12 protein-coding genes and 4 pseudogenes are annotated in these 19794 nt (G+C 67.9%); 5 read left to right on the top strand and 11 right to left on the bottom strand.

Annotation, left to right across the window (positions count from 1 at the left end; genetic code table 11):
* Window positions 1-658 precede the first annotated feature (658 nt).
* On the top strand, window positions 659-1228 hold the full coding sequence (locus ABZ457_RS18380; RefSeq protein ID WP_359158614.1) for a hypothetical protein: 570 nt from the start codon (window positions 659-661) through the stop codon (window positions 1226-1228).
* Between the two features lie 669 nt (window positions 1229-1897).
* Here the strand turns inward: ABZ457_RS18380 and ABZ457_RS18375 are convergent.
* A pseudogene (locus ABZ457_RS18375) lies at window positions 1898-2371 on the bottom strand (ISAs1 family transposase); the annotation flags it as partial.
* Here ABZ457_RS18375 and ABZ457_RS18370 point away from each other — a divergent pair.
* A pseudogene (locus ABZ457_RS18370) lies at window positions 2347-2855 on the top strand (transposase family protein); the annotation flags it as partial. The pseudogenes ABZ457_RS18375 and ABZ457_RS18370 overlap by 25 nt on opposite strands.
* A 276-nt stretch (window positions 2856-3131) precedes the next feature.
* On the opposite strand, the gene ABZ457_RS18365 reads toward ABZ457_RS18370, so the two are convergent.
* Both ABZ457_RS18365 and ABZ457_RS18360 read right to left on the bottom strand, forming a co-directional pair.
* Entirely contained in the window at window positions 3132-4154 is a 1023-nt protein-coding gene (locus tag ABZ457_RS18365) for a hypothetical protein (protein ID WP_359158612.1), read from the bottom strand.
* 794 nt (window positions 4155-4948) lie between these two features.
* Window positions 4949-5032: pseudogene (locus ABZ457_RS18360) on the bottom strand (IS5/IS1182 family transposase); the annotation flags it as partial.
* A 470-nt stretch (window positions 5033-5502) separates the two neighbouring features.
* Here ABZ457_RS18360 and ABZ457_RS18355 point away from each other — a divergent pair.
* Window positions 5503-6249, top strand: a pseudogene (locus ABZ457_RS18355) (transposase family protein); the annotation flags it as partial.
* Between the two features lie 921 nt (window positions 6250-7170).
* Here ABZ457_RS18355 and ABZ457_RS18350 read toward each other — a convergent pair.
* Window positions 7171-7674, bottom strand: a complete 504-nt coding sequence (locus ABZ457_RS18350) for a hypothetical protein (RefSeq protein ID WP_359158611.1) — start codon at window positions 7672-7674, stop codon at window positions 7171-7173.
* A gap of 112 nt (window positions 7675-7786) precedes the next feature.
* The gene (locus tag ABZ457_RS18345; protein WP_359158610.1) at window positions 7787-7948 is read right to left on the bottom strand and encodes a hypothetical protein; all 162 of its coding nucleotides are present in this window, start codon (window positions 7946-7948) and stop codon (window positions 7787-7789) included.
* A gap of 927 nt (window positions 7949-8875) precedes the next feature.
* Here ABZ457_RS18345 and ABZ457_RS18340 point away from each other — a divergent pair.
* A complete protein-coding gene (locus ABZ457_RS18340) occupies window positions 8876-9832 on the top strand; it encodes a hypothetical protein (RefSeq protein WP_359158609.1) in 957 nt (318 codons plus the stop codon).
* Between the two features lie 136 nt (window positions 9833-9968).
* On the opposite strand, the gene ABZ457_RS18335 is transcribed toward ABZ457_RS18340, so the two are convergent.
* From ABZ457_RS18335 to ABZ457_RS18310, 6 genes are all read right to left on the bottom strand, one after another.
* Window positions 9969-10232 (bottom strand): hypothetical protein, encoded by a 264-nt coding sequence (locus ABZ457_RS18335; RefSeq protein WP_359158613.1) that lies wholly within the window; start codon window positions 10230-10232, stop codon window positions 9969-9971.
* A 186-nt stretch (window positions 10233-10418) separates the two neighbouring features.
* A complete protein-coding gene (locus ABZ457_RS18330; protein WP_359158608.1) occupies window positions 10419-10976 on the bottom strand; it encodes an XRE family transcriptional regulator in 558 nt (185 codons plus the stop codon).
* Between the two features lie 3 nt (window positions 10977-10979).
* Complete coding sequence (locus tag ABZ457_RS18325) at window positions 10980-13154, bottom strand: helix-turn-helix transcriptional regulator (RefSeq protein WP_359158607.1); 2175 nt, start codon at window positions 13152-13154, stop codon at window positions 10980-10982.
* A 1125-nt stretch (window positions 13155-14279) separates the two neighbouring features.
* On the bottom strand, window positions 14280-15089 hold the full coding sequence (locus ABZ457_RS18320) for a hypothetical protein (RefSeq protein ID WP_359158606.1): 810 nt from the start codon (window positions 15087-15089) through the stop codon (window positions 14280-14282).
* Between the two features lie 700 nt (window positions 15090-15789).
* The gene (locus tag ABZ457_RS18315) at window positions 15790-16245 is read right to left on the bottom strand and encodes a hypothetical protein (RefSeq protein WP_359158605.1); all 456 of its coding nucleotides are present in this window, start codon (window positions 16243-16245) and stop codon (window positions 15790-15792) included.
* Window positions 16246-17885: 1640 nt separating this feature from the next.
* Window positions 17886-18320: a universal stress protein gene (locus tag ABZ457_RS18310; protein ID WP_359158604.1), complete on the bottom strand. Its 435-nt coding sequence runs from the start codon at window positions 18318-18320 to the stop codon at window positions 17886-17888.
* A gap of 982 nt (window positions 18321-19302) precedes the next feature.
* Between ABZ457_RS18310 and ABZ457_RS18305 the strand changes: the two genes are divergently transcribed.
* Complete coding sequence (locus ABZ457_RS18305) at window positions 19303-19617, top strand: hypothetical protein (protein ID WP_359158603.1); 315 nt, start codon at window positions 19303-19305, stop codon at window positions 19615-19617.
* The last annotated feature ends 177 nt before the right edge of the window (window positions 19618-19794 follow it).

Here is a 19794-nt window from a genome sequence, read left to right as displayed (position 1 = left end):
GCGATCTCCCACAGCCCGTCCGGAACAATCCAACTCCAAGTACCCCGCCCCATACCGACATCAACGACGCCTCACCACATAGGACACGGTCTAAGTCGGCCCAGGTCGCACCCGTGCCAGAAAGCTCGTGCCGAACTGCATGCTGGAGCCGATCGCGTGGCGGTGGCGCCGCAGCTGCTGCGTGAGGAAGCGGAGGGGGCGGAACTGGACACGTCGACACCCGACGGGTAGACAAGCACGTGAAGCCTCTGGCGGAGACGGTTCTCTTGGTCGAAAACCCATCTACCAGGGGCTTCACCCGTCTGTCAGCCCAACAGTCGTACTCTAGAACCAGGTTGGAAAAGGCTAACTGTCCGGAAGGTTCGGGGCGTCTCATCCACCCGTGGGCTGCGGGGGCGGAAGCGGCTGGACGACCGCAGGATCCTGAACGGGATCGTGCGGAAGTCCCGCACCGGACCGCCTGGCGGGACGTGCCCGAGCGGTACGGGCCGTGGGCCACGCTCCACACGCGGCTTCGCAGGTGGGTGCGATCGGGCCACGTTGGTTCTGCCAAGCGGTAGTTGACTGCCTGTCAGAAATGAGTAGCGATACTCATTGAGTGACCCCCTCTGCCTGACTACGATCCTGATGTCTTCAGAGAACATGACAGGAGTTGGGCATGAAGAGGAAAATCATTCGCGCATGCGCGGCAGCCGCCGCTTCTTTGTGCATCGCATTCTCGACTTCCCCAGTCGCATCAGCCAAGGAAAAGCTGGAGTCCCAGGGCATGGTTCCCGTGGACAGCCCGCTGTCCTATGAGTACAACTACACGATAGGTTTCTCCCCTTTCTACACGCCACAAATGATCATGAATGGTGCCGATGCGCACTTCAAGGATACGTTCCCGTTCCCCTCTAACTGTGCACCATTCAACGACCTCCCTCCTGTCCACTCGCCTACATATTCATGTGACCTCTATTTCCTCGGGACGACGAACCCTGTGGCCATTGTGAACCGTACCCCCACAAGTTTCACCTTCAAGTCACTACCCGGACACTCCGAGGGTGCGGGCCGATATATTCGGTTCACTTTCTCTAGTGGATCCATGTGGACACATCAAATGAAGGTTGAAGGTTGGGGGCCGTGGACTCTCGCTGCGGCAACGTCTATTCAGACGGGAGCTGTCAACGGTTTCTGGACCACGTATGCGAAAAATCTCAACCAGTGGATCAACGGCGGAAAACTCTAGCTGCGGTGGCGGAGGGTATTCCTCAGGCCCCACGGCGGTCGGGTGCGCAATGGACGGGCTCCTCGTGCCCGGAGGAGGTGTCCGAGGACTCAACTCGACAGCACACCAGCCCTGTTGATTCTGTATCCTGCCGCGCTCTTCCGGGGAGTTCACCTGGCGGGGATCGTGGTCGGCATGCAGACCACATACCTTCCCGGGCGCGGCCCCGTCCTCGCTGTCATCGCCTTGATCGGCGTTCGTCACGACGGTGCTCACGGCCCAGGGTCTTTGAGAAGTGATCTTGTGTCCGGGTTCGTCATGCCAGTCCGAGGGTGGTGAGGAGCCGTAGGAGGTCTCGGGCGGTGTGGCGGAGGGCTGCGGCGATGTTCGCGTGACCGTCCTGGCGGTGAACACCGATAGCGAGGTTGCGCAGGCCGGCCATGACGCGGGGGAGGTGACGTGTGCGGATCTTCGAGGCGTCCTCGTGGAAGGTGCGGTCGCGGCACGTGGTGAAGCTGGTTCTCGATGCGCCAGTGGCCACGGATCCAGGCGGCGAGTTCGCTGCCGTCGGCCGCGCCGGGCGGCAGGCTCGTGACCAGGTGGATCCGCTCGATCGAAGGCTTGCCTGTTCCCAGGTCCTTGTCTCCAGCGGACGACTTGGAGGACCTGGCGGGCGTGAGGGTAGTCGAGGTGGGCGAACGCGGCCGTTTTCAGACGGCGGACCTCGTCGCGGTGGTGGCCCCGGCCTCGTTCGTAGTGGTCTAGGCGGACGTCACGCCAGGGCAGGCGTCGGACCTTGTCGTGGAGAGCGGGGTGGTTACGCTTGATCACGGCCAGGTAGTGGGCGCCGCGTTTGTGCAGGTAGGTGGCGTGGTCGTGCTGGGTGTGCAGGGCGCCCGCGATGATCACCGCGCCAGTCAGGTCGATGCCGTCGAGAAGTGGGGCGAAGGCCGGGATCTCGTTGCTCCTGTCGTCGATCTGGCGTTGGGCCAGGACCTGGCCGCTGTGGGTCATCGCGGCGATCAGAGCGGTGGCCCCTCGGCCGGCGGTGCGTGAGCCGCGGAGCGTCTTACCGTCGACGGCGATGACCTTTCGCCCCGGGGCCGGGGCTTTGCGTTCCTGGAGGAAGTCTGGCCGCTCTCGCGGAGGCGGTCCGGGCCGCATCGTCGAAGGCGTTCGTACTGGTGGACGGGACCTTGCTGCCGATCGACCGGATCGCCGCGGACCAGCCCTACTACTCGAGGAAGCACACAAGGCACGGGATGAACGTGCAGGTCCTCGCCGATCCCTTCGGCCGGCTGCTGTGGGCTTCACCGGCCCTGCCCGGTGCCGTCCACGATGTTCGCGCGGCCCGCGAACACGGCATCGTCGACGCCCTCGCCGAGGCCGACATCCCATGCTGGGCCAACAAAGGCTACCGAGGTGCCGACGGCACGGTCCGCACCCCTGCCGGGGGCGGCGGGAGAATCTTTCCACCGGTCAGCAGGCGGTGAACCGGTCCCACGCGAAGATCCGCGCCCTCGTCGAGCAGGCCATGGCCACCCTCAAGAACTGGCGACTCCTGCGCAAACTCCGATGCTCGACCACCCGGATCACCGGCCTCGTCCAAGCCGTGCCCACACTGCATTTGGCCAGCTCAAACCCATGATGAAAAAGCCTCCGCGCAAGACACCCGATCAGAAAATTGGAGCACATTGCGAGTTGATCTCTCTTCAGGCAGAAACGCCCCACTTTTGGCCGAAGGTGGGTGCGCCTGGACATGTCGAGAGTCGACGAATTCTGGCTGGGCTGACAGAGCGACGGGTACTCAGCCGGGCCACACGTTCACGTTCGGACGCTCGGCTGGAGATAATTCTCCGGCCGAGCGTCCGAACGGCGGGTTTACACGATCGGGGGGACGTGGCTTACGGCGCTGCCGTACCGGTCACAGACGTTCGGTGATCCAGTCCTGAGCGAAATCGAACCACGACACCGCGTTGGGCATTTGATTGAGGTTGTGGCCCCCGCCCGGGAGGATGAAGCCCGTCAGTTCGGGGATGTCGTCGCCCAGGTTCGGCTGCTCCTCCGCGAGAAGCGCGGCTACGCTGCTGGTTTCGGATCCGTACGGTCCCTTCGGGGCACCGCTGGCAGCGAACATGGCATCGTGCTGCCCGAGGGCGAAGAGCAACGGGACGCGGACGTCCACCTTCTCCTCAAGGAACGCGGCGAGGCTGTCCCATTCGGCGGTCGTCAGTGTCGACTTGCACACTGCCTCGTCGTACGCGAGGACCGGTCCGTCGATCGGCGCGGGCCAGTAGAACATGATGTGCCGGGTCAAGGGGATGGTCGTGCGGTATCCCTGCGGCCTTTCCTCCCCGTCCTCTAGGTTGGCGAGCACGCGGGTCGCGAAGTTGTCGAGACGGGGCTTGTGCGTGAACCCGCTCATGACGGCCAGATCGCAGACGTCCGGATGGGCGGTGAGCAGCTTCTCCGTGACAGCCGTGCTGAATGAATGAGAGACGACCACGGTCTTGCGGAAGGTCACCGGACCGTCCGGACCGAGCAACCTGCCTTCCCTGGCAGCCATAACCACCTGGTAGTTCACATGTGCGTTCGAAGAAGCATCGACGAGTTCGGAAGCCGGATGGCTGCTGCGCCCGATCCCGATGCGGTCGATGGCCACGGTGGCATGACCCCTCACCGCGGCGTGCGCGGTCCAGTTGTAGCGGTCACCGCTCCCCTCGGGTCCTTCGAAGTCCCAGTAGCGGTGGTTCCACATCATGGGCCCCGACAGTACTTGCACCGCCCCGGACGCCGGCACACCGAGAGGCAGGCTGAGCTTGACGAAGACCTTGTGGTCCAACGGCCCGCCGGGGTGGAGCGAGACGGGAATCTTCTGTCCCACAGAGACATAGGTCTCGGTGCGAGTGGTCTCCAGGCGGATGGGGGCGATCGATTCGTTGGACATGGTGGTGATCCTTCTGGCAAGTGTGGAGCCGGTGGCTGAATGACATTCTGTAGAATGCCCGAGTGACGCTCCTCGCGGGCCGACCCGCCCGAGGGATCTTGGCCAGTGGGCCTCTGCGGGGCGTCGAGGACCGTCAGGGATCCCACCACGGGGGATTACCGAGAGTGCGGGCTGTCTCCGAAGTCCTGTCTTTGATCTGTCGGTTCACGTTCCCTCCCTTCCGAAGAGACGGGAAGTAGATCGTCGGAGACCCAGGCGGGCGGCTGGTAGCAGAACGCGGGGGTGAGGCGATGGTCCGGAGCTGGAAACGTCCGGTGGAACAGCTGCTGCGTGAGGAAGCGGAGGGGCGGAACTGGACACGTCGACACCCGACGGGTAGACAAGCACGTGAAGCCTCTGGCGGAGACGGTTTCTCTTGGTCGAAAACCCATCTACCAGGGGCTTCACCCGTCTGTCAGCCCAACAGTCGTACTCCAGAACCAGGTTGGAAAAGGCTCACTGAATGTGACCAGAGAGGTGCCCACTCCGCGTCGGGACAGGAGTTCCACCACGTCAGGGAAGTCGTCATGCGGATTGCGCAGAGTCAGATAGGCAAAGTTCAGGCGTCGGGACATGCCTGCTCCTCGGGCTCGTGAGGCTTCCGATTGTACGGAGCCCATACGTGCTCGGTCCTCAGGAATCGGTGCTGAGTTAAGGCGCGCGGCTACGCAGCGGAGCTCACGCATCAGAGCCACGAGCCAAAAGATCCCACAATAACACGATGAGGCTTTTCCATCATCGGTCTGAGCTGGCCAATGCAGTGTGAGCACGGCTTGGACGAGGCCGGTGATCCGAGTGGTCGAGCATCGGAGCTTGCGAAGGAGCCGCCAGGACTTGAGGGCGGTCGGGTGCGCAATGGACGGGCTCCTCGTGCCCGGAGGAGGTGTCCGAGGACTCCACTCGACAGCACACCAGCCCTGTTGATTCTGTATCCTGCCGCGCTCTTCCGGGGAGTTCACCTGGCGGGGATCGTGGTCGGCATGCAGACCACATACCTTCCCGGGCGCGGCCCCGTCCTCGCTGTCATCGCCTTGATCGGCGTTCGTCACGACGGTGCTCACGCCCTCGTTACCGATGGCCTCTACCTCAACCTCCGGCGCGCCCTCCCCCCGCGCCGTCGCAGCCCGCCCCCTGACCACGGCCTCCACCCGCCCGGACGGCCCCGACTTCTTCGACGCACTGAGCGTTTTCAGCGTGGCCACTGATCGGGTGACGCCGGTCAGGTCGAGGTCAGGGGCCGCAGCGCACAGAGCTCCCGTGCCGTTGAGGGAGGTGTTCGAAGTCTCAACCCACCGGCACAGGAGCCCTGTTGGTTCCCTGTCCTGCCGCACTCGACCTCCCTCACGACCTGGTCGAGTGGGTCACCATGCTCATCGTCACCCGTGAGGGTGACCGCCGCTGCGAGCTCCCGGCGCATCAGCGTGCGCTCGTCGCTCTGGTGTACCTGCGCCGCCACGACACCCTTGCCCGGATCGCATCCGGCTTCGGGATATCCGGCGGCACCGTCCACGCGTACGTCACCGCCGTGACCGGCCTGCTCGCCGAACAGGCCCCTGGCCTGCTGAAGACGCTACGCGGGCACCATCCGGACTTCATCCTGCTGGACGGGACCCTCGCCGAGTGCGACCGCGTCGGCGACAGCCGGGCGGATTACTCGGCCAAGCACCGCCGGCACGGCGTGAACGTCCAGGTCCTCACCGATCCGGCCGGTGAGCTGCTGTGGATCTCGCCTGCCCTTCCGGGCCGCACTCATGATCTCACCGCGGCCCGTACCCACCGGATGATCCGGATCTGCGAACGCCAGGGTGTCCCTGTCCTCGCCGACCGTGCCTACCCAGGCGCCGGCCCCTGGGTCACCACCGGACTCAAACGGCCACCGAGCGGCGAGCTCACCCTCACCCAGCGCGCCGTCAACCGGGCCCTGGCCGCGGCCCGGGCACCAGTCGAACGCGGCGTGGCACGGCTGAAGCCCTGGCAGATCTTCCGCAGATCCCGCATCAGCCCGAACCGCATGACCGTCATCACCAAAACTGTCCCCACCCTGGAGAGGCAACGCCGAAAACGCTCAGTAAACTTGATCTTTATGAGTGCCACGTCACGACGAGTCCCCGGGGAAATGGCTCTGGGGCCGTTGATGCGCTGCTACGGGTATCGCTTCACTCGGGCCGGAACGGTCAAGGGAGCTGAGCCATCCGGCGATCCCGCAGACGTTGCAGCAGCTCACCGCGAGGGGTGGCCGGTGCACGAGCGCGAACAGTGGGCTGCGCCTGAGATCGTCGAGCGTGCCGTCTCAGCGGCTGCGGTACTGAATGAGGACACGGTGCTCCCGGCGTTCGTCGCCGGGTTGCGGTCCGCTCCGCGCGGGCGGCAGACGGTGATCTCCTACGGATGGGCGCGCTTCCTCAGCACGGCGCCGCGAGACGAAGACGGTGTCCCTGATTGCGGTCTGAAGCCGGTGTCCGAGGTCGATGTCACAGAAGTGCTACTGCGTCTCGCACTCGGCTGCGCGTGGAACGAGATGCCGGAACACTATCTGCCGGACCTGGAAGCCGCCGCACTAGAAGGGCTGCCTCGGCCGGAAGAAGACGACCGCGAGCGGATGCGCGCGTTGCTCAGTCTCATCCGCTCAGCGCCGGCGGGGATGAGACCGAGCGAGTTGGAGAAGGAGGTTGCACGGGCGAAGATCGTGCCCGGGACGGACAAGTATCAGCGGTACGGCATCCTCATCGGACTTGCCGAGATGGGGGTGCTTCCCAGCCCAGCCCTGCCGCCGATGTGGGACCGGTTCGTGCCCACCGCCGAGAACCACACCGCATCCCGCAGGCTACGCGGCGCACCACGCTCGGACATCACGGTGCCACTCGCAGGATGGCGTGGAGGCATCGACGAACAACGGGCCTCATGGCTGCTGGACATATGAAAGCAGCAGGACCTTGCCAAAGCTTGATGACCACTACCAGGACATCCGGGCGTCGCGTCAGCGGCGGGCGCCCCTGGGCCCCACCGGCTGGTCCGGCGTCCACGGTTCGGCGATCGTGGTGAGCTGCTCGCGCAGCCGGGTGGTGAACTCGCTCGCGATGGCCGGGATGCCGGCCTGCTCGCAGAAACCGGCGAGTTTGGGCTCGCATTGCTCCCAGGGCAGGAGCATGCGGGTCCAGTCACCGTAGTCCTCGGAGCCGATCACGGCGACGTCACCGCAGCGCAGCTCCTCCACGAGGCAGGCGAACACCATTGCCTCGAAATGGCGGCGGACCAGCATCCCCGGCTGTTCACGGGAGTAGACGGTCTTCAGCCACATCTTCGGCGCGAACGACAGGTCCAGCGGTACCAGCTTGCCGTTCTCGTCCTTGCGGGTGGGATGCGTGTCCGCCACGAGAGGCCGGGTGAGGTGCTGGTGGGTGAGGACGTGGTCCAGCGCGTCCAGCACGCTGCGGTCGGTCGAGGTCGCGGTGAACGACAGATGGCGGGCGATTTTGAACATGGTGGGCCGGTCCGGCTTGAAGAAGCGTTCTACCAGCGCCGTGTAATTGCTGCCCCGGTAGGCGTCCAGGGCTTCCAGCTCCGCCAGCTGGGCCTCGAACCCGCCCGCCGACTCAAATCGCAGCCCGGGCGTTCTTCAGCGCCGGCAGGTCATCCAGCGACGCCTCCAGGGCGGCAGCGGCTTCGCCGCTGCCGCGCAGCGCGGTCAGCACGTCCCGGAAGGTGGCCAGCAGCTGCTCGGTAGTCTCCTTCTGCCGTTTCTCGATCTCCAGCAACCACGGGGGATACCCCGGTGGCCCGGATACCCCGCCCCATACCCCACGCCGGATACCCGCAGTTCAGAGGCAGATGCCAGGGGGCAGGCCCTGGGGTCCGTTGGAGAAGACCCGTGCGGTCGGGCTTGCAGCCGAGTTCAATGCCGGTTCCCGGGGAGTCTGGGCGCATCGAAGACCGTGCCCGCCAGGGGTCGGTGGGGGTCTCGAGACGGGTGACTTCGCGGAGCATGTGCGTCCTGATCACGGCCCTGGGTGTGTGGTAGCCGGTCGCCTGGGCGCGGAGTCGCGGCCAGGGCGCATCGGCCGGGTTCAGCACGGCGTCTCGTACGGCGGATTCGAGGGAGCGCAGTGCGTAGGCGAGTTCGCTGTCGAACAGCTCGTAGCCGGCGTGTGCCGCTTGGGCGAGGGCGGTCTCGGCGGCGGATCGGAGTGTCTCGGTCTTCTCGTCGAAGTCGGTGATCGCCGGTGCTCGTCCTGCCTGTGCGTCGTCCAGGGCTCGGACGAGGTAGGTGAGCCATGCACGACAGCTCACGCTGACGTCGTTGACGGCGTCGATCCGCCGTGTGGTCGCGTCCTGCAGCCTCTGCCTGTTGTCTGCGCGCTCCTTTGTGCGCTGCAGGGCGAGAGGGCCGAGCGTCGCGGCCAGTGCGGCGATCAGGGCGGCCGTCACCGCCCCCGTCCATCCCATTGTCGCGGCGTCCATTCGCCCACCGTATCCACACGCCCTGCGCGCATCGTTCGTGCTCCTCGCCGGCCGGGCAGCGGCGCCGGAAGGTGAAGGATCGTTTCGGTGGGTTCCTGCAGCGCACTCATGATCCCTCGAACTGCTGCCGGCCGACGGGGGTTTGCGCGACCTGCTCCCGGCCCGGCCGGCACGGGCTACGGTCGGCGCCGGGATGTGATCACGGCATGCTAGAGGTTGTTTCAATGGGTGTTTCCGACCTGCGGAAGGTCGTCGACGCGCTGCCCGGGCTGGCCGCGCGGCACGGGCTGCAGCTGATCTCGGCGTCGGTGGGGGGTGACACGGCTCTGCGCGCGGTTCTCGGGGAGGGCGACTACGACGCCGAGGGCATGGCCCAACTGGCGGCGGCCTGCGGGGCCCGGGTTCTGTACTGGGATCTCGACCATCTCGATGCGGAGGAGTTCGTCCTGCTGACCGCGGACGGGGAGGAGAGCGGGGACGGTTCGGCGCTTGCGGGGCGCGGCGATGTGCCAGCCGCCCTGCGGCAGCGGGCGGACACGCTGCTCGCGGCCGCACGGCACCGGGACGGTGAGGTGGAAGCGGTGCGGCTCGCGTTCGTGGTGGAGGGGGTGGTGCACGAGTGGGAGGTGTCCGCGTCCTGGGCTGTCGACCTGCGGGGGCGCTGGGAGGTGCTGAGCGAGGACATCGACCAGGAGCGCCCCGAGCCGGCGTTCCGGGCGGACGAGCCGGATCCGCGTGAGGTGGAGCGGATCGCCGGTCTGCTGCGGAAGATGCCCGCCATCATCTCGGCGAGCAGTGCCGGTGAGCGCGTTGATGCTGCCGCGGAGGCGTTCCCGGCACCCGGTGGGGAGGGCGACTGGCTGCACCACCGTATGCTCCGGCAGGCGCTCGCCCGTGCTCAGCAGGCGATCGCGCAGGATGCCGTCGCCGCCTACCGGGCGATCGAGAATGCTCTGGACGAGACCGCGGCCCGTCTGCTGGAGCGGCAGGTTCTCGACGACGTGCACGATGCGCCGGCGCGGCGCATCGTCACCACGGATTTCCTGACCGAGCTCACCGGCGGGCATCGGCCCAAGCCCCGGACCGTGACTCTGCTGTTGAGCCGGCCGGCTGTCAAGGACTTCCTCGCCGCGCAGAAGGCCACGGTCAGGCAGCAGGCGCAGGCCGTCCTGCCGATCTAGCCGCACACCCGCCCGGCCTGCGGCGAGCGGCGGCTCGCGGCGGCGGAGCGGGAGGAGGCGGTGCCCCGGGTTCCCGGCGGCTCGCGGCGCGCGGGGCCGGGCACCCGCCCGGGGTGGGCCCGGGCGGGTGCCGGGGTCACGGGCCGGTGGCGTCCCGGGCCTTCCGCAGCACGGAGTCGAGCGTGTCCAGCACGGTGTTGTGGCGCCTTGTGCGGGCCGCCCGGTCGGCGGGAACCAGGCGGGCGGCGGCCTGTTCGGCGCAGGTGTCCGGGTCGCCGAAGGCCGTGCGCGGGTGCTCTCCCGTAGCGGCGCAGTGTGCTGTGAGTTCCTTGACCGCCTGGAGGACGACCGCCCGGTCCACGCCCGGCTGCATGGCCAGTCGTACCTGGAAACGCGCCATCCACTTCTCGCGGTCCTTCTCCCCTGCCGTGTCCGTACCGTGGTTGTTCTTGGGCACGTGCTCTCCCCGCGTGATCGGCAGTCGTCCGTCAGGGAGGGGACGCCACGGCGTCGAGGAGGGTTGCCGGGGCGGGGATCTGCTGATCGCTCGGCGGGCTCGCCGGTGCGGTGGCACGGCCGGGGTGTGTTAGAAGGAGACGTCGATGTAGTCGATGTCGTTGAGGTCCACTTCGAGGCCGGCGGCGCGGTGTCCGCCGTCGGTGAAGTACACCTCCTGCAGCCCTTGGGCGACGATGTGGCGCAGGTGCTGGTCGTCCGCGCCCTGCTCGCGGGCGTCGAACAGGCGCTGTGCGTAGTGCGCGGGAAGGTGGACGGTCAGGCGCCGCAACCGTGCGTCGTCCGTGGCGCCGGCCGGGGCGCGGTAGCCGAACCGGGCGCGGGTCTCGATGGTGATCCCGCCGCTGCTCGCCGCCTGGTGCCGGCGGCGTTCGCGGATGCGGGGCTGCCACCGGGAGCGCACGGCGGTGTCGATCCGGTTCTGGATGTGCCGGGGTGGGTGGGTGCGGGCGCCGCGCCGGTAGCGGTTGACGGAGTCGGCGGTGACGCCGAGTTCCGCTGCGACCGCCTTGGTCGTCTTCAGTTGCCTCATCAGGTAGTTGATCTGCCCTTTGAGGGTTTTGGGCGGTTGTTTGGTGAACGCTTCCCGGTCGGCGCGCTCGAGCGCGTCGTCGATCTCTCCGGCCACGCTCTACTCGCCTTCGTCGAGGACGGCGTCGCCGCCCTTGATGTGCCGGGCCGGGTTGAGGCCCTGCTCCATGAGGTCGACCGCCCACAGCATCGGCTGGACGCCTTCCAGTTTCGCCAGGCCCGGGGTGGGGCCGAGGCGGAAGGCCCCGGGCTGGGGTTTGCCGGAGGCGGCGTAGGGCAGGACGGCGAGCGGGCTGTCGCCCGGCGAGGGGTAGACGACGCAGTCCGAGAGGACGGCAAGGGGGTAGCGGCCCGTCATCTTGGCCGTGTTGGTGAGTTTGCGGTGCATGTTGACGCGGGCCTTGCTGATGACGGCGGCGCGGATGTCGGGGCGCCAGGTCGGGCGCTCGAGTGCCGGCCACCGCTCCCCTTGGCGGTAGTGGCGTCCCTGCGGGCGTTCGCGGAGCTTGCCGACGCCGCCCTTGACGGTGGCCTTGATCGCGGACAGGACGGCGGCCAGGGCCGGGTCGGCCTGCTGGTGGCGTTCCATCGCGGCGAGGAAGGCCCGGTCGTCCAGGTCCCGGGTGACGCCGAGGTCGGCGAGGGTGTCGAGGTAGGCGGTCTTGAGGCGGTCGTGCCACGGGTCCAGGTACGCGCCGGTCTCGCGGCGCAGGTACGCCTCGATCGGGTGGACGTCGTGCCCGAGTTCCTGGGCGTAGGCGACGGTGTGTGTCTGGTACCAGGCCGGTCCCGTCGGCCGGGTGCCGTCGGGGGTGAACGGGGAGGGCAGGCGCGGGTCCAGGTCGATGCGGGACAGGTCGACCAGCCAGGAGCCGGGGATCTTCGGGTTGAACACCGGGGTGTGGAAGTGGTCCGGGGCGGACAGGCCGACGGTGAGGCGGGCCGCGGCGGCGAGGAACGCGGTGTTCAGGTCGAGGCCGATGGCGTAGGGCAGGAGGCATTCCTCGTCGCTGAGGGTCTCCACCGGCCGCACCCACTGGTAGGCCTCTTCGTTCAGGAAGCCGCCGCTCCAGCCGCTGTTCACGACGACCGGATGCTCGGGGGTGGCCTCGGGCGGGGCGGGGTCCACCGGCTCGGTGCCCAGGGAGCCGGAGTTGTGGCCGGGGATCCAGTTCCCGGTCGCCTCGTCGCGCACGGCGCGCGTCGGCGGGCGTAGGGCGGTCATCAGCTCCAGTCCGCAGACGGCGGTGGAGCCGCGGGGGGTGATGACCCGCTGGGCGTACACCCCGAGGACGCGGGCGACGTCGGCCGGCGCCATCTCGGCGACGCCGGGCCACGCGCGGGGGTCGAGGGCGTCCCAGGACAGGATCGCGAGTTGGACGCACTGGCGCTCACGCCCCTGGGCGGTGCGGTAGATCCGTGCCCACGGGCCGAACCCGCGCCGGGTGAGCTGCCACTTCGCCCCGGTCACCTGCTTGACGACGGGGTGGTCCTCCGGCAGGCGCAGCATGCGGCGCTGCTCGTGTCCTTCCAGGCGCTCCGGGAGGCCGAGTTTCACGGCGGCCGCGGCGGTGAGGACGATGAGTGGGTCGGCGTCCTTGCCGTGGCGGTGCAGTCTCGGCGCGCCGAGACCGGACTCGCGCAGCGTCCACTCCACCAGTTCGGGGACGGTGGTGGCCGGGCAGTCCAGCACGATGCCGCCTGTGCCGTACGCGGTCCCGTCGGCGTCCAGGACGGCCAGCGGGCCGTGGGGGAAACGCGGGTCGGGGGGCGGGGCGGGGTTGTCGGGAACGACGCGTTGCCGGGCCGGCCGCCGGGGCACCGCTGCCGCCTGCCGGTTCCCGACGCGACGGCCGGGCGGGAAAGCAGGGGCGCGGGCGGGGGGGGTGTCGGGGTCCGCGGTGGTGTGGCGTGGTGGGGCGGGAGCGTCCTCGGTGGGGCGGGGCGCAAAGGCGGCGGCCGTGCCGGTGGACCGGTCCGGGGTAGCAGGCCGGGGTGCGGCAGGGACAGCCGGGGCGGGGGCTGCGGGGTGTTGAGCCGCCCAGCCGTTCAACAGCCGCTGATAGGCCGACAGGCGTGGCTCCTTGGGCTCGGAGCGGCCGTTCTCCCAGTTCTTGACGCTCTGCGTCGAGGTCTTCAACGCGGCCGCGAGACGGGCCTGAGTGATGCCGGCGGCTTCGCGGAGCCGGGCGCGCTCCGCGGGAAGCGGCAGTTGCGGTCCTTCTTCGAGCAGCGCGTCCACGGACGCGAACAACTCTTCCTCGCTCGTCCCCATAACTCCAGGACACTAACACCCCCTTACCCTTTCATTTACCCCTTCCTTTAACCCGATCGCCGCATACCGCCGGGGGTGGTGCCGCGGATCCACGACCCCGGCAGCGGGTGGGGCGGGGTGTGGGGGGGGCGGGGGTGTGCCGGCCCGCTCCCCCACGCGTCGGCAGCGCCGTCAGCCGCGGGTGGCAACCACCCGGCCGGGGCCGGGCCCTGGTCCGCCGCCCACCGGCCCGACGCGCGGTCCCGCGACCGGGGGGCGGACGCGCCGCGGAGCCCCCGTCAGCGCCGGCGAGGAAGGACCGGCATGTCACCGGTGTCGCCGGCCGGCCGGTGGCGTCCGTCCGGGTCGGTGGCGTCCGTCCGGGTCGGTGGCGTCCGTCCGGTGCGGGTGTTCCGCTTCGCGGGAGGCGGGGAGTTGTCTGATGCCCGCCCCATCGTGATGCGCGGGTGTACAACCCCGTGGGGATGCCGGCTGTCTGTAGGGCGCCGGAGGAGCGTGAACATCCAGCCCCTGCTCGACGCCCCGGACCTCCAGGAAGACGCCGCCAACGCCCTGGCCGACGACTTTCGCGCACAGGTCGACGACCTGCAGACCCGGCTGCGGGAGGCCGAGACGCACCTGGAGCACCTCGCGATCACCCGCAAGACCGTCACCGGCCTCGCCGATCGGCTCCCCGCGTCCCCGCCGGACCCGCCGGACCTGCCGGACCTGTCGGACCTGTCGGACCTGTCGGAGCACCCTCGCATCCTCGCCGCCTTCAACCACCCGACCGGGCCCCTACGGGCCAAGGACACCTGTGAAGCCCTCTGCCACGAACTGCTGCCGAAGAACGTCGAAGACACCCCCGCCAAGCTGAAACACCTGGTCAAACTTGGCATCCTCACCGAGGCCGGCACCGGCGACTTCGCCCGGAACCAACAGCCGACGGAACCTCCACCAGTGACCCTGCTCCAACCTCAGCTCGAAACGGACACCACCTCACGAACCGCCCCCTCTGAAACCTCACGCCCCAGTCTCCAGGTGTCCAACATCAAGGGGAAACTTCACCTTGGACCGGTTGTTCGACGGGGTGGGGCCCGCATCCATCCGGATGCGGGCCCCGCAGCTGTGTCCGGGCCTGGTCAGTCAGTCGATGACGACGACGCCCTGGAGGTAGATCTGCTCCTTGTTGTAGCCGTCGTAGCCCTTGATGAGGGTCCCGCGGTTGACGACGAACTGCCCGAGGTCGTAGCTCAGGCTCATCTCGGGCGACTGCTTGCCGGTGCCGACGAAGCCCAGCGTGTAGGGGTCGTTGAGGGTGATCCGCGAGGTGCCGCCGAGGGTGCCCTGGGCGCCCACGATGGTGACGGCGTGCCGGCCGAGCACCTTCCCCGCCTTCATCCTGAGGACGGCGCCGATCATGACATGGCTCTGCGCCTTGGGCCGCGCGAGCAGGCTGGCGACGCGGTGCCCGGCGAACGGGTGCAGGACGAGGCTCTCGTAGCGGGCGGTCATGCCGAGGTGTCCGGTGTCGCGGATCATGCGGTTCAGGCCCTTGGTGATGCCCTGGACGCCGATCCCCTCCTCCGGATCGTGGTCGATCTCGTTCGAGATCCTCTTGATCTGGTTGGTGACCTTGGCGTAGTTCCCCGGATCGTTCTTCATCGGGTCCACCACGCCCGGCAGCATGAACGGGTGGCCGCGCAGGTCCAGGTAGTAGAGGGCGTTGGCGACGGTGGTGGGCCCGCAGTAGTTCTGGCCCCCCTGCACGAGTCCGGGCCGGAGCTGGTCGATGTCGGGCATCCCGCACACCCGCACATTCCACGCGCTGGAGGTGACGGTGCGCACCCCCGCGCAGTCCGCGGCGGCTGCGCCGGGAGCCACGGCCCCGACCGTTCCCGCCGCCATGGCCAGAGCGATCAGCACACGGAGGGGACCGCGGTACGGCTTGCTCATGATTCCCTGCTTCCTGTCGCGACCAATACGGAAGTAGCGCGGCTGCACCGCGCTCTCTGACGCAGAATAGAGATTCCGAAATCCCGACCGCCCGAGCATCCCGTACTCTCATTCGACCTGCCAACCTGCCCCGGGAATCCCGCAGTTCCGTCGAAGCGTGATGCACAACAATGCATACGCCACGGCGGAACCAGGAGATTTCCTCCCGGGCCGGTAGGTCGCCGGTCCCGAGTGAACCGTTACTGACACTCGGCGGGCGCGGTCCGAGCCGCTCCTCCTCGCCCGAAAAGCGAAGCGGCGACCAATGACGGGACGTCACGAGGTGTTCGACACATTCGTCTATGAATTTCGGACCGGGGCCCAAGGGGATACGGCCGAAATGACGATCGAGAACGTGTGCCGAGCGGTGGCGGGCGAGGACCTACGCGCGGCCCTGCCGCTTCGGGCGCGGGCCGGGCGGGCAGGACGCACCATCCGGGGCGACGGCTCCCCGGATCCTCGGCGAGGACGTACGAGGGAAGGGCCCGGTCAGCGGAGACCACCGCTGTCCTTTGGTGAAGCCCTGGCCCTCCGGATATCCAGAAGGCCAAGGCTTCACTGGCTCGACGCGTACAGAGCCGGGCTGAGCGGGCGGATCGGCAGTGAACAACGCACCCCGCCGAACCGCCGGGCTCAAGGCCACAGCATGGCCTCTGATTCATCAGCCCAGGCAGACAGCCCAGGTCTTCAACTTCCAGTTGGGCTTGTAGGTGGTGGTCGCGATCACTTCCCAGCCGTTGTCCCCCACAGGCTTGCTGGACCTAACGATGGCGTCGAGATCCTTGAACGAGCCGTCGCCCACGAGAAGGGACTCGTGGCCACCGCCGGCAACCTTGTATCCAGCCGGGCACGTCGCCTTGACAGTCTTGAGGTTTATCGAGTTGGTGAGTTCCGAAGACACCACGACATGCTTGGGCTTGGCCGGGGGGGTGGTCGTGCCGGGGGGATTTCCTGGCGTGTTTCCGGTTCCCGGTGTCGGGTTGGCCGCCGGGGCGACCGCTGAACCCTGCTCCGACGGCGGCGCGGGTTCCGCATTCCCCACACCGGCACCGAGAACTCCGAGCGCTACGACAGAAACACCCACAACAAGGGGAAAAGCCTTCTTCTTCGCTCTCAACAGAAGCACACCCTCTCGAACGCTTTCCGGATCGATCAGTCACGGGGCCGGCGGAGGAGAGAAAAGCCCACGCATCTCTCGCCAGCAGCCTCGCGCCCGTCAACGACCCTGTCACTGTCCAATAGGGCAGAGCAGCACAACACAGCAATAGATACTCAACTGCGAACACCGGAAAATTGAGCAGCAGAAGAGGGAACCAACTACGGGTAGGACCGCGTCTGCGAAAACCGGGCCAACTCTTCGCGCCGATAGCGGCCGTCGATCCTGAGGTTGCACTCGAAGAACCGTATGGACCGAGCACTTACCGTCCGTGCGCTGCTACCAAGACCTGCGGTATCCACAAGACGACGGGCGGCCCACCCAACAACATGATTTCCGCAAGGAGTTGCGGCTGAACGCGGCCGAGCGGTTCGCCCGGGGCGAGACGAGTCCGGCGCCCGCCAGGAGCCCGCAGATCACCGCCCGCTCGGTACACCGCAGCCCACGAGCGCAAAGGCGTCTCCCCGGACGGCTCCGGGAGAGACAGCGGCCATGACGCCGGGTCACACAAGTCCGCCCGGGAGGAGGCGATGAGCCGCAGGCGCTGCGGCCGAACGCCGTGGACGGCAAAACTGTCCGTGGCTCACGCACCCGGAACACTGCGGCGATCCCGCTGCCGGCCGCGATGGCGCACAACGCAGAGATCCTCGCCCAGCGCCAGGTCGCCGACAAGATCAACGAGATCCCGACCCTCGCCCCCCCCTGCCGGACGGGGTCGACCTCACCCATGCCGCGATCACAGCGGACGCCCTGCACACCCAACACGACCCCGGCGCCTACCTGCGCTCACGAGGAGCCCACTACATCGCCGTCATCAAGAAGAACCACCCCGGCCTCTCCCACCGCGTCCGCACCCTGCCCCGGCGCGAGATCACGCTCGACCACTGAACTTCCGCCAACTTGAAGCCGCAGCCCGCAGAGCTGGTATGGCCGGCGCCCGGCGTGCTCATGCTGGTCGAGGGCGGCAGTCTGCGGAGTAGGTCACCGAGCGCAGCGGTGAGCTCGCCGGTCCCTGCCCACTGTGACCAGGCGGGCCTTCCACGGTCCGGCCCGCTCGGGGACGCTCCCATGGCTGTCAAGCCACTGGAATCAGATCGGTTCAAGTGATTCGTTCGGTTGGTGTGCTGATCAGTGCCCGGTAGACCTCCCGGGCGACAAACCGCTTGAGGCAGCACATGATGTCCTTCTACTTCAGCCCTTCCTTCGTGCGCCGTGCGACGTAGGAACGGATACGTACGCCGAAACGCATACGGGTGAACACGATGGCGTGCAAGGCATTGTCCCCGACCCGGTCACCGCCACGAATGAGGCGGTGACGGTGGATACGACCGCAGGAGGCCGGCACGGTGCGCGGCAAGGGACACGACATGACACGCACGCCCGTCCACGACTCCTCTGTACACGGCGACACCATTTCCGAGGGCTGCCCCCTCCGGAAATGCCACACAGACCCAGAGCACCAACAGCCGGTGCAGAGCAAAGCACCAACAGCCAGCAAGGCCCACCGCACCCCCTGTCAACTCCGCACATGAACCCCAACCACGCCACAACCACACGCCCACGCTCCCTCGCGAGCAAAGACGACGTGGGCAGCGCCGCCGTCAGTTCCCTCCGCGACACCGAGCACGACCTGCCGAGAGGCATGTTGGGACACAGCCCCCGACGACCACGACGGGCCACCACGCTCGTTCTACGACACCGGGCCCGACGGAGCCGACGAACAGGCAGCGCACAGGAACATCCTGTCCGCGATGGCCGACGACCAGCGCGAAGGCGTCTCCTCCCGCGCGTACCAGGACGTCGACGGGTCCCCCCGGCAGTACTTCGGCGTGGACCCTGACCTCGGGGCAGCGCCGGCGGGCCCGGGTTTCGGTGTTGGTGATGATCTCTTGAAGTGCGGCGGTTTCAGTCCGGCCTTCAGGGAGATCTTCTGCAGGGGTGGCGCCTTCGAAGCGTCCCCATACGGAGGCGTGCACGATACGAAGGGGCCGGCCGTGCAGGGCGGCCTCGTCGGCAGCCCAGTCGAGCGCCCTCATGCTGGAGGAGGCCCTGGCTTCTGTCTGAACGCTACTGCGTGCCGCACCTGGACGGGTGCGGCACGCAGTAGCGTGAACGGCCGTGTCAGCCGTTCGTTACCTCCTGACGGGGACTCTTGCAGCAGGGCGACGGCGTGGGCGGTGAGGGTGGTCAGGTCGGCGGCCATGACTACTCCTTGATGGATCGGTACGGAAAGACGAGGCAGGTTGTCGATCGCGGCAAGGAGCTTGATTCGCGCCCGGTTTCGAGCAGCCTCTGCTTCTCTTCGGTGGCCTTCGCACCCTCATTGACCGCCTGCATGCCCAACTTGCAGAGGAGGGGCACCCCGACCTGCGCCCCGCGCACGGCTTCGCCATGCCGGCCATCGGCGCCCACGGGGCGACCGCGAGCGGCATCGGACGTCGCCTCGGGGTGTCCAACTCGTCCGACTCACTCCACTCGGCAACGCCACCCTCGCCCGCCTTGTTCAACGTTCAATGAACTGCGCACCGAGTGGGCCATGGTATCGGGTGCGGAGCGCGTGCAGGAGATCGAGGCTGCGCTGCGAAGCGTCGTCCCCCAGCCGACGCACCAGGACCACCCCCTCGCCTGTCCGCCGGGGAGCACGCTGCCGCTGTTCACCGACGGCCTGGTCGAGCACCACAAGCACCCTCTGGACACGGGTCTGACCCACTTGACGCGCCGCGGCGCGCCACGCCGACCTCCCGCTCGACGAGCTGTGCCAGGCGCTGGCCCAGGATGCCCCGGGGGGACGGCCAGGACGATGTCGCCATCGTCGCGGTGCGCAGCCCACCCACGCGGCGACCCGGCCCGTGCCGGCCGTGCGCGGCACGGCGACGGGACGCGAGTTGAGCACCCTTTACTCACCGCTCCGGCGCGTTCCGGTGCTTCCATCTTCGACGTACCCGAGTGGGTGACGCTCCGACAACTTCCTTCTGAGAGAGGTCAGTTATGAACCGATGGACCAGGCGGCTCGCTACGGTGACGGCCACTGGCGCCGCAGTGGCCGGCACCCTGTTCGTCTCCGCTCCCACCGCGTCCGCCGTCGCCCCGGGAGGGGGGTTCAACTACTCCACGCTGCGCTGTACCACGGGCGCGTCCGGCGGGGACGGCATCCTCAGCTGTCAGAACAAGCTGGACGGCATCATCTGGAGAGCCGCGGTGAAGTGCGCGAACAACCCCTTCACCATCTACTACGGCCCGTGGCGGTCCAACAACACCGCGGCTCTGCAGACGTCGGTGGCCGACTCGAACTGCTGGTGGGGCGTGGCCGACGTCACGATCTCGGTGGCCTAGGGTCGTAACGCACCTGGGCCGGACACTCCGCGGGTGTCCGGCCCAGGTTTGGGTCACCTGGTTCAGCAGGCGATGGAGAGAGTGCTCTTCTCCGGCGGCGCGGGGGTCTCGTCCTCGGACGCGAGCTCCTGGAGATCGATGATGTTCGCCATCTTCGTTTCCTCTCATTCCGTTCGG

The organism is Streptomyces sp. NPDC005805 (genome assembly GCF_040630445.1).
Taxonomy (GTDB): Bacteria; Actinomycetota; Actinomycetes; order Streptomycetales; family Streptomycetaceae; genus Streptomyces.
Note: the sequence above shows the minus strand (reverse complement) of the source record. Positions and strands in the feature narration are given on the sequence as shown.

Coding starts and splice junctions, on each gene's coding strand:
- ABZ457_RS18380 (WP_359158614.1), top strand. CDS start 659: ATGAAGAGGAAAATCATTCGCGCATGCGCGGCAGCCGCCGCTTCTTTG.
- ABZ457_RS18365 (WP_359158612.1), bottom strand. CDS start 4,154: ATGTCCAACGAATCGATCGCCCCCATCCGCCTGGAGACCACTCGCACC.
- ABZ457_RS18350 (WP_359158611.1), bottom strand. CDS start 7,674: ATGTTCAAAATCGCCCGCCATCTGTCGTTCACCGCGACCTCGACCGAC.
- ABZ457_RS18340 (WP_359158609.1), top strand. CDS start 8,876: ATGGGTGTTTCCGACCTGCGGAAGGTCGTCGACGCGCTGCCCGGGCTG.
- ABZ457_RS18335 (WP_359158613.1), bottom strand. CDS start 10,232: ATGGCGCGTTTCCAGGTACGACTGGCCATGCAGCCGGGCGTGGACCGG.
- ABZ457_RS18325 (WP_359158607.1), bottom strand. CDS start 13,154: ATGGGGACGAGCGAGGAAGAGTTGTTCGCGTCCGTGGACGCGCTGCTC.
- ABZ457_RS18320 (WP_359158606.1), bottom strand. CDS start 15,089: ATGAGCAAGCCGTACCGCGGTCCCCTCCGTGTGCTGATCGCTCTGGCC.
- ABZ457_RS18310 (WP_359158604.1), bottom strand. CDS start 18,320: ATGAGGGCGCTCGACTGGGCTGCCGACGAGGCCGCCCTGCACGGCCGG.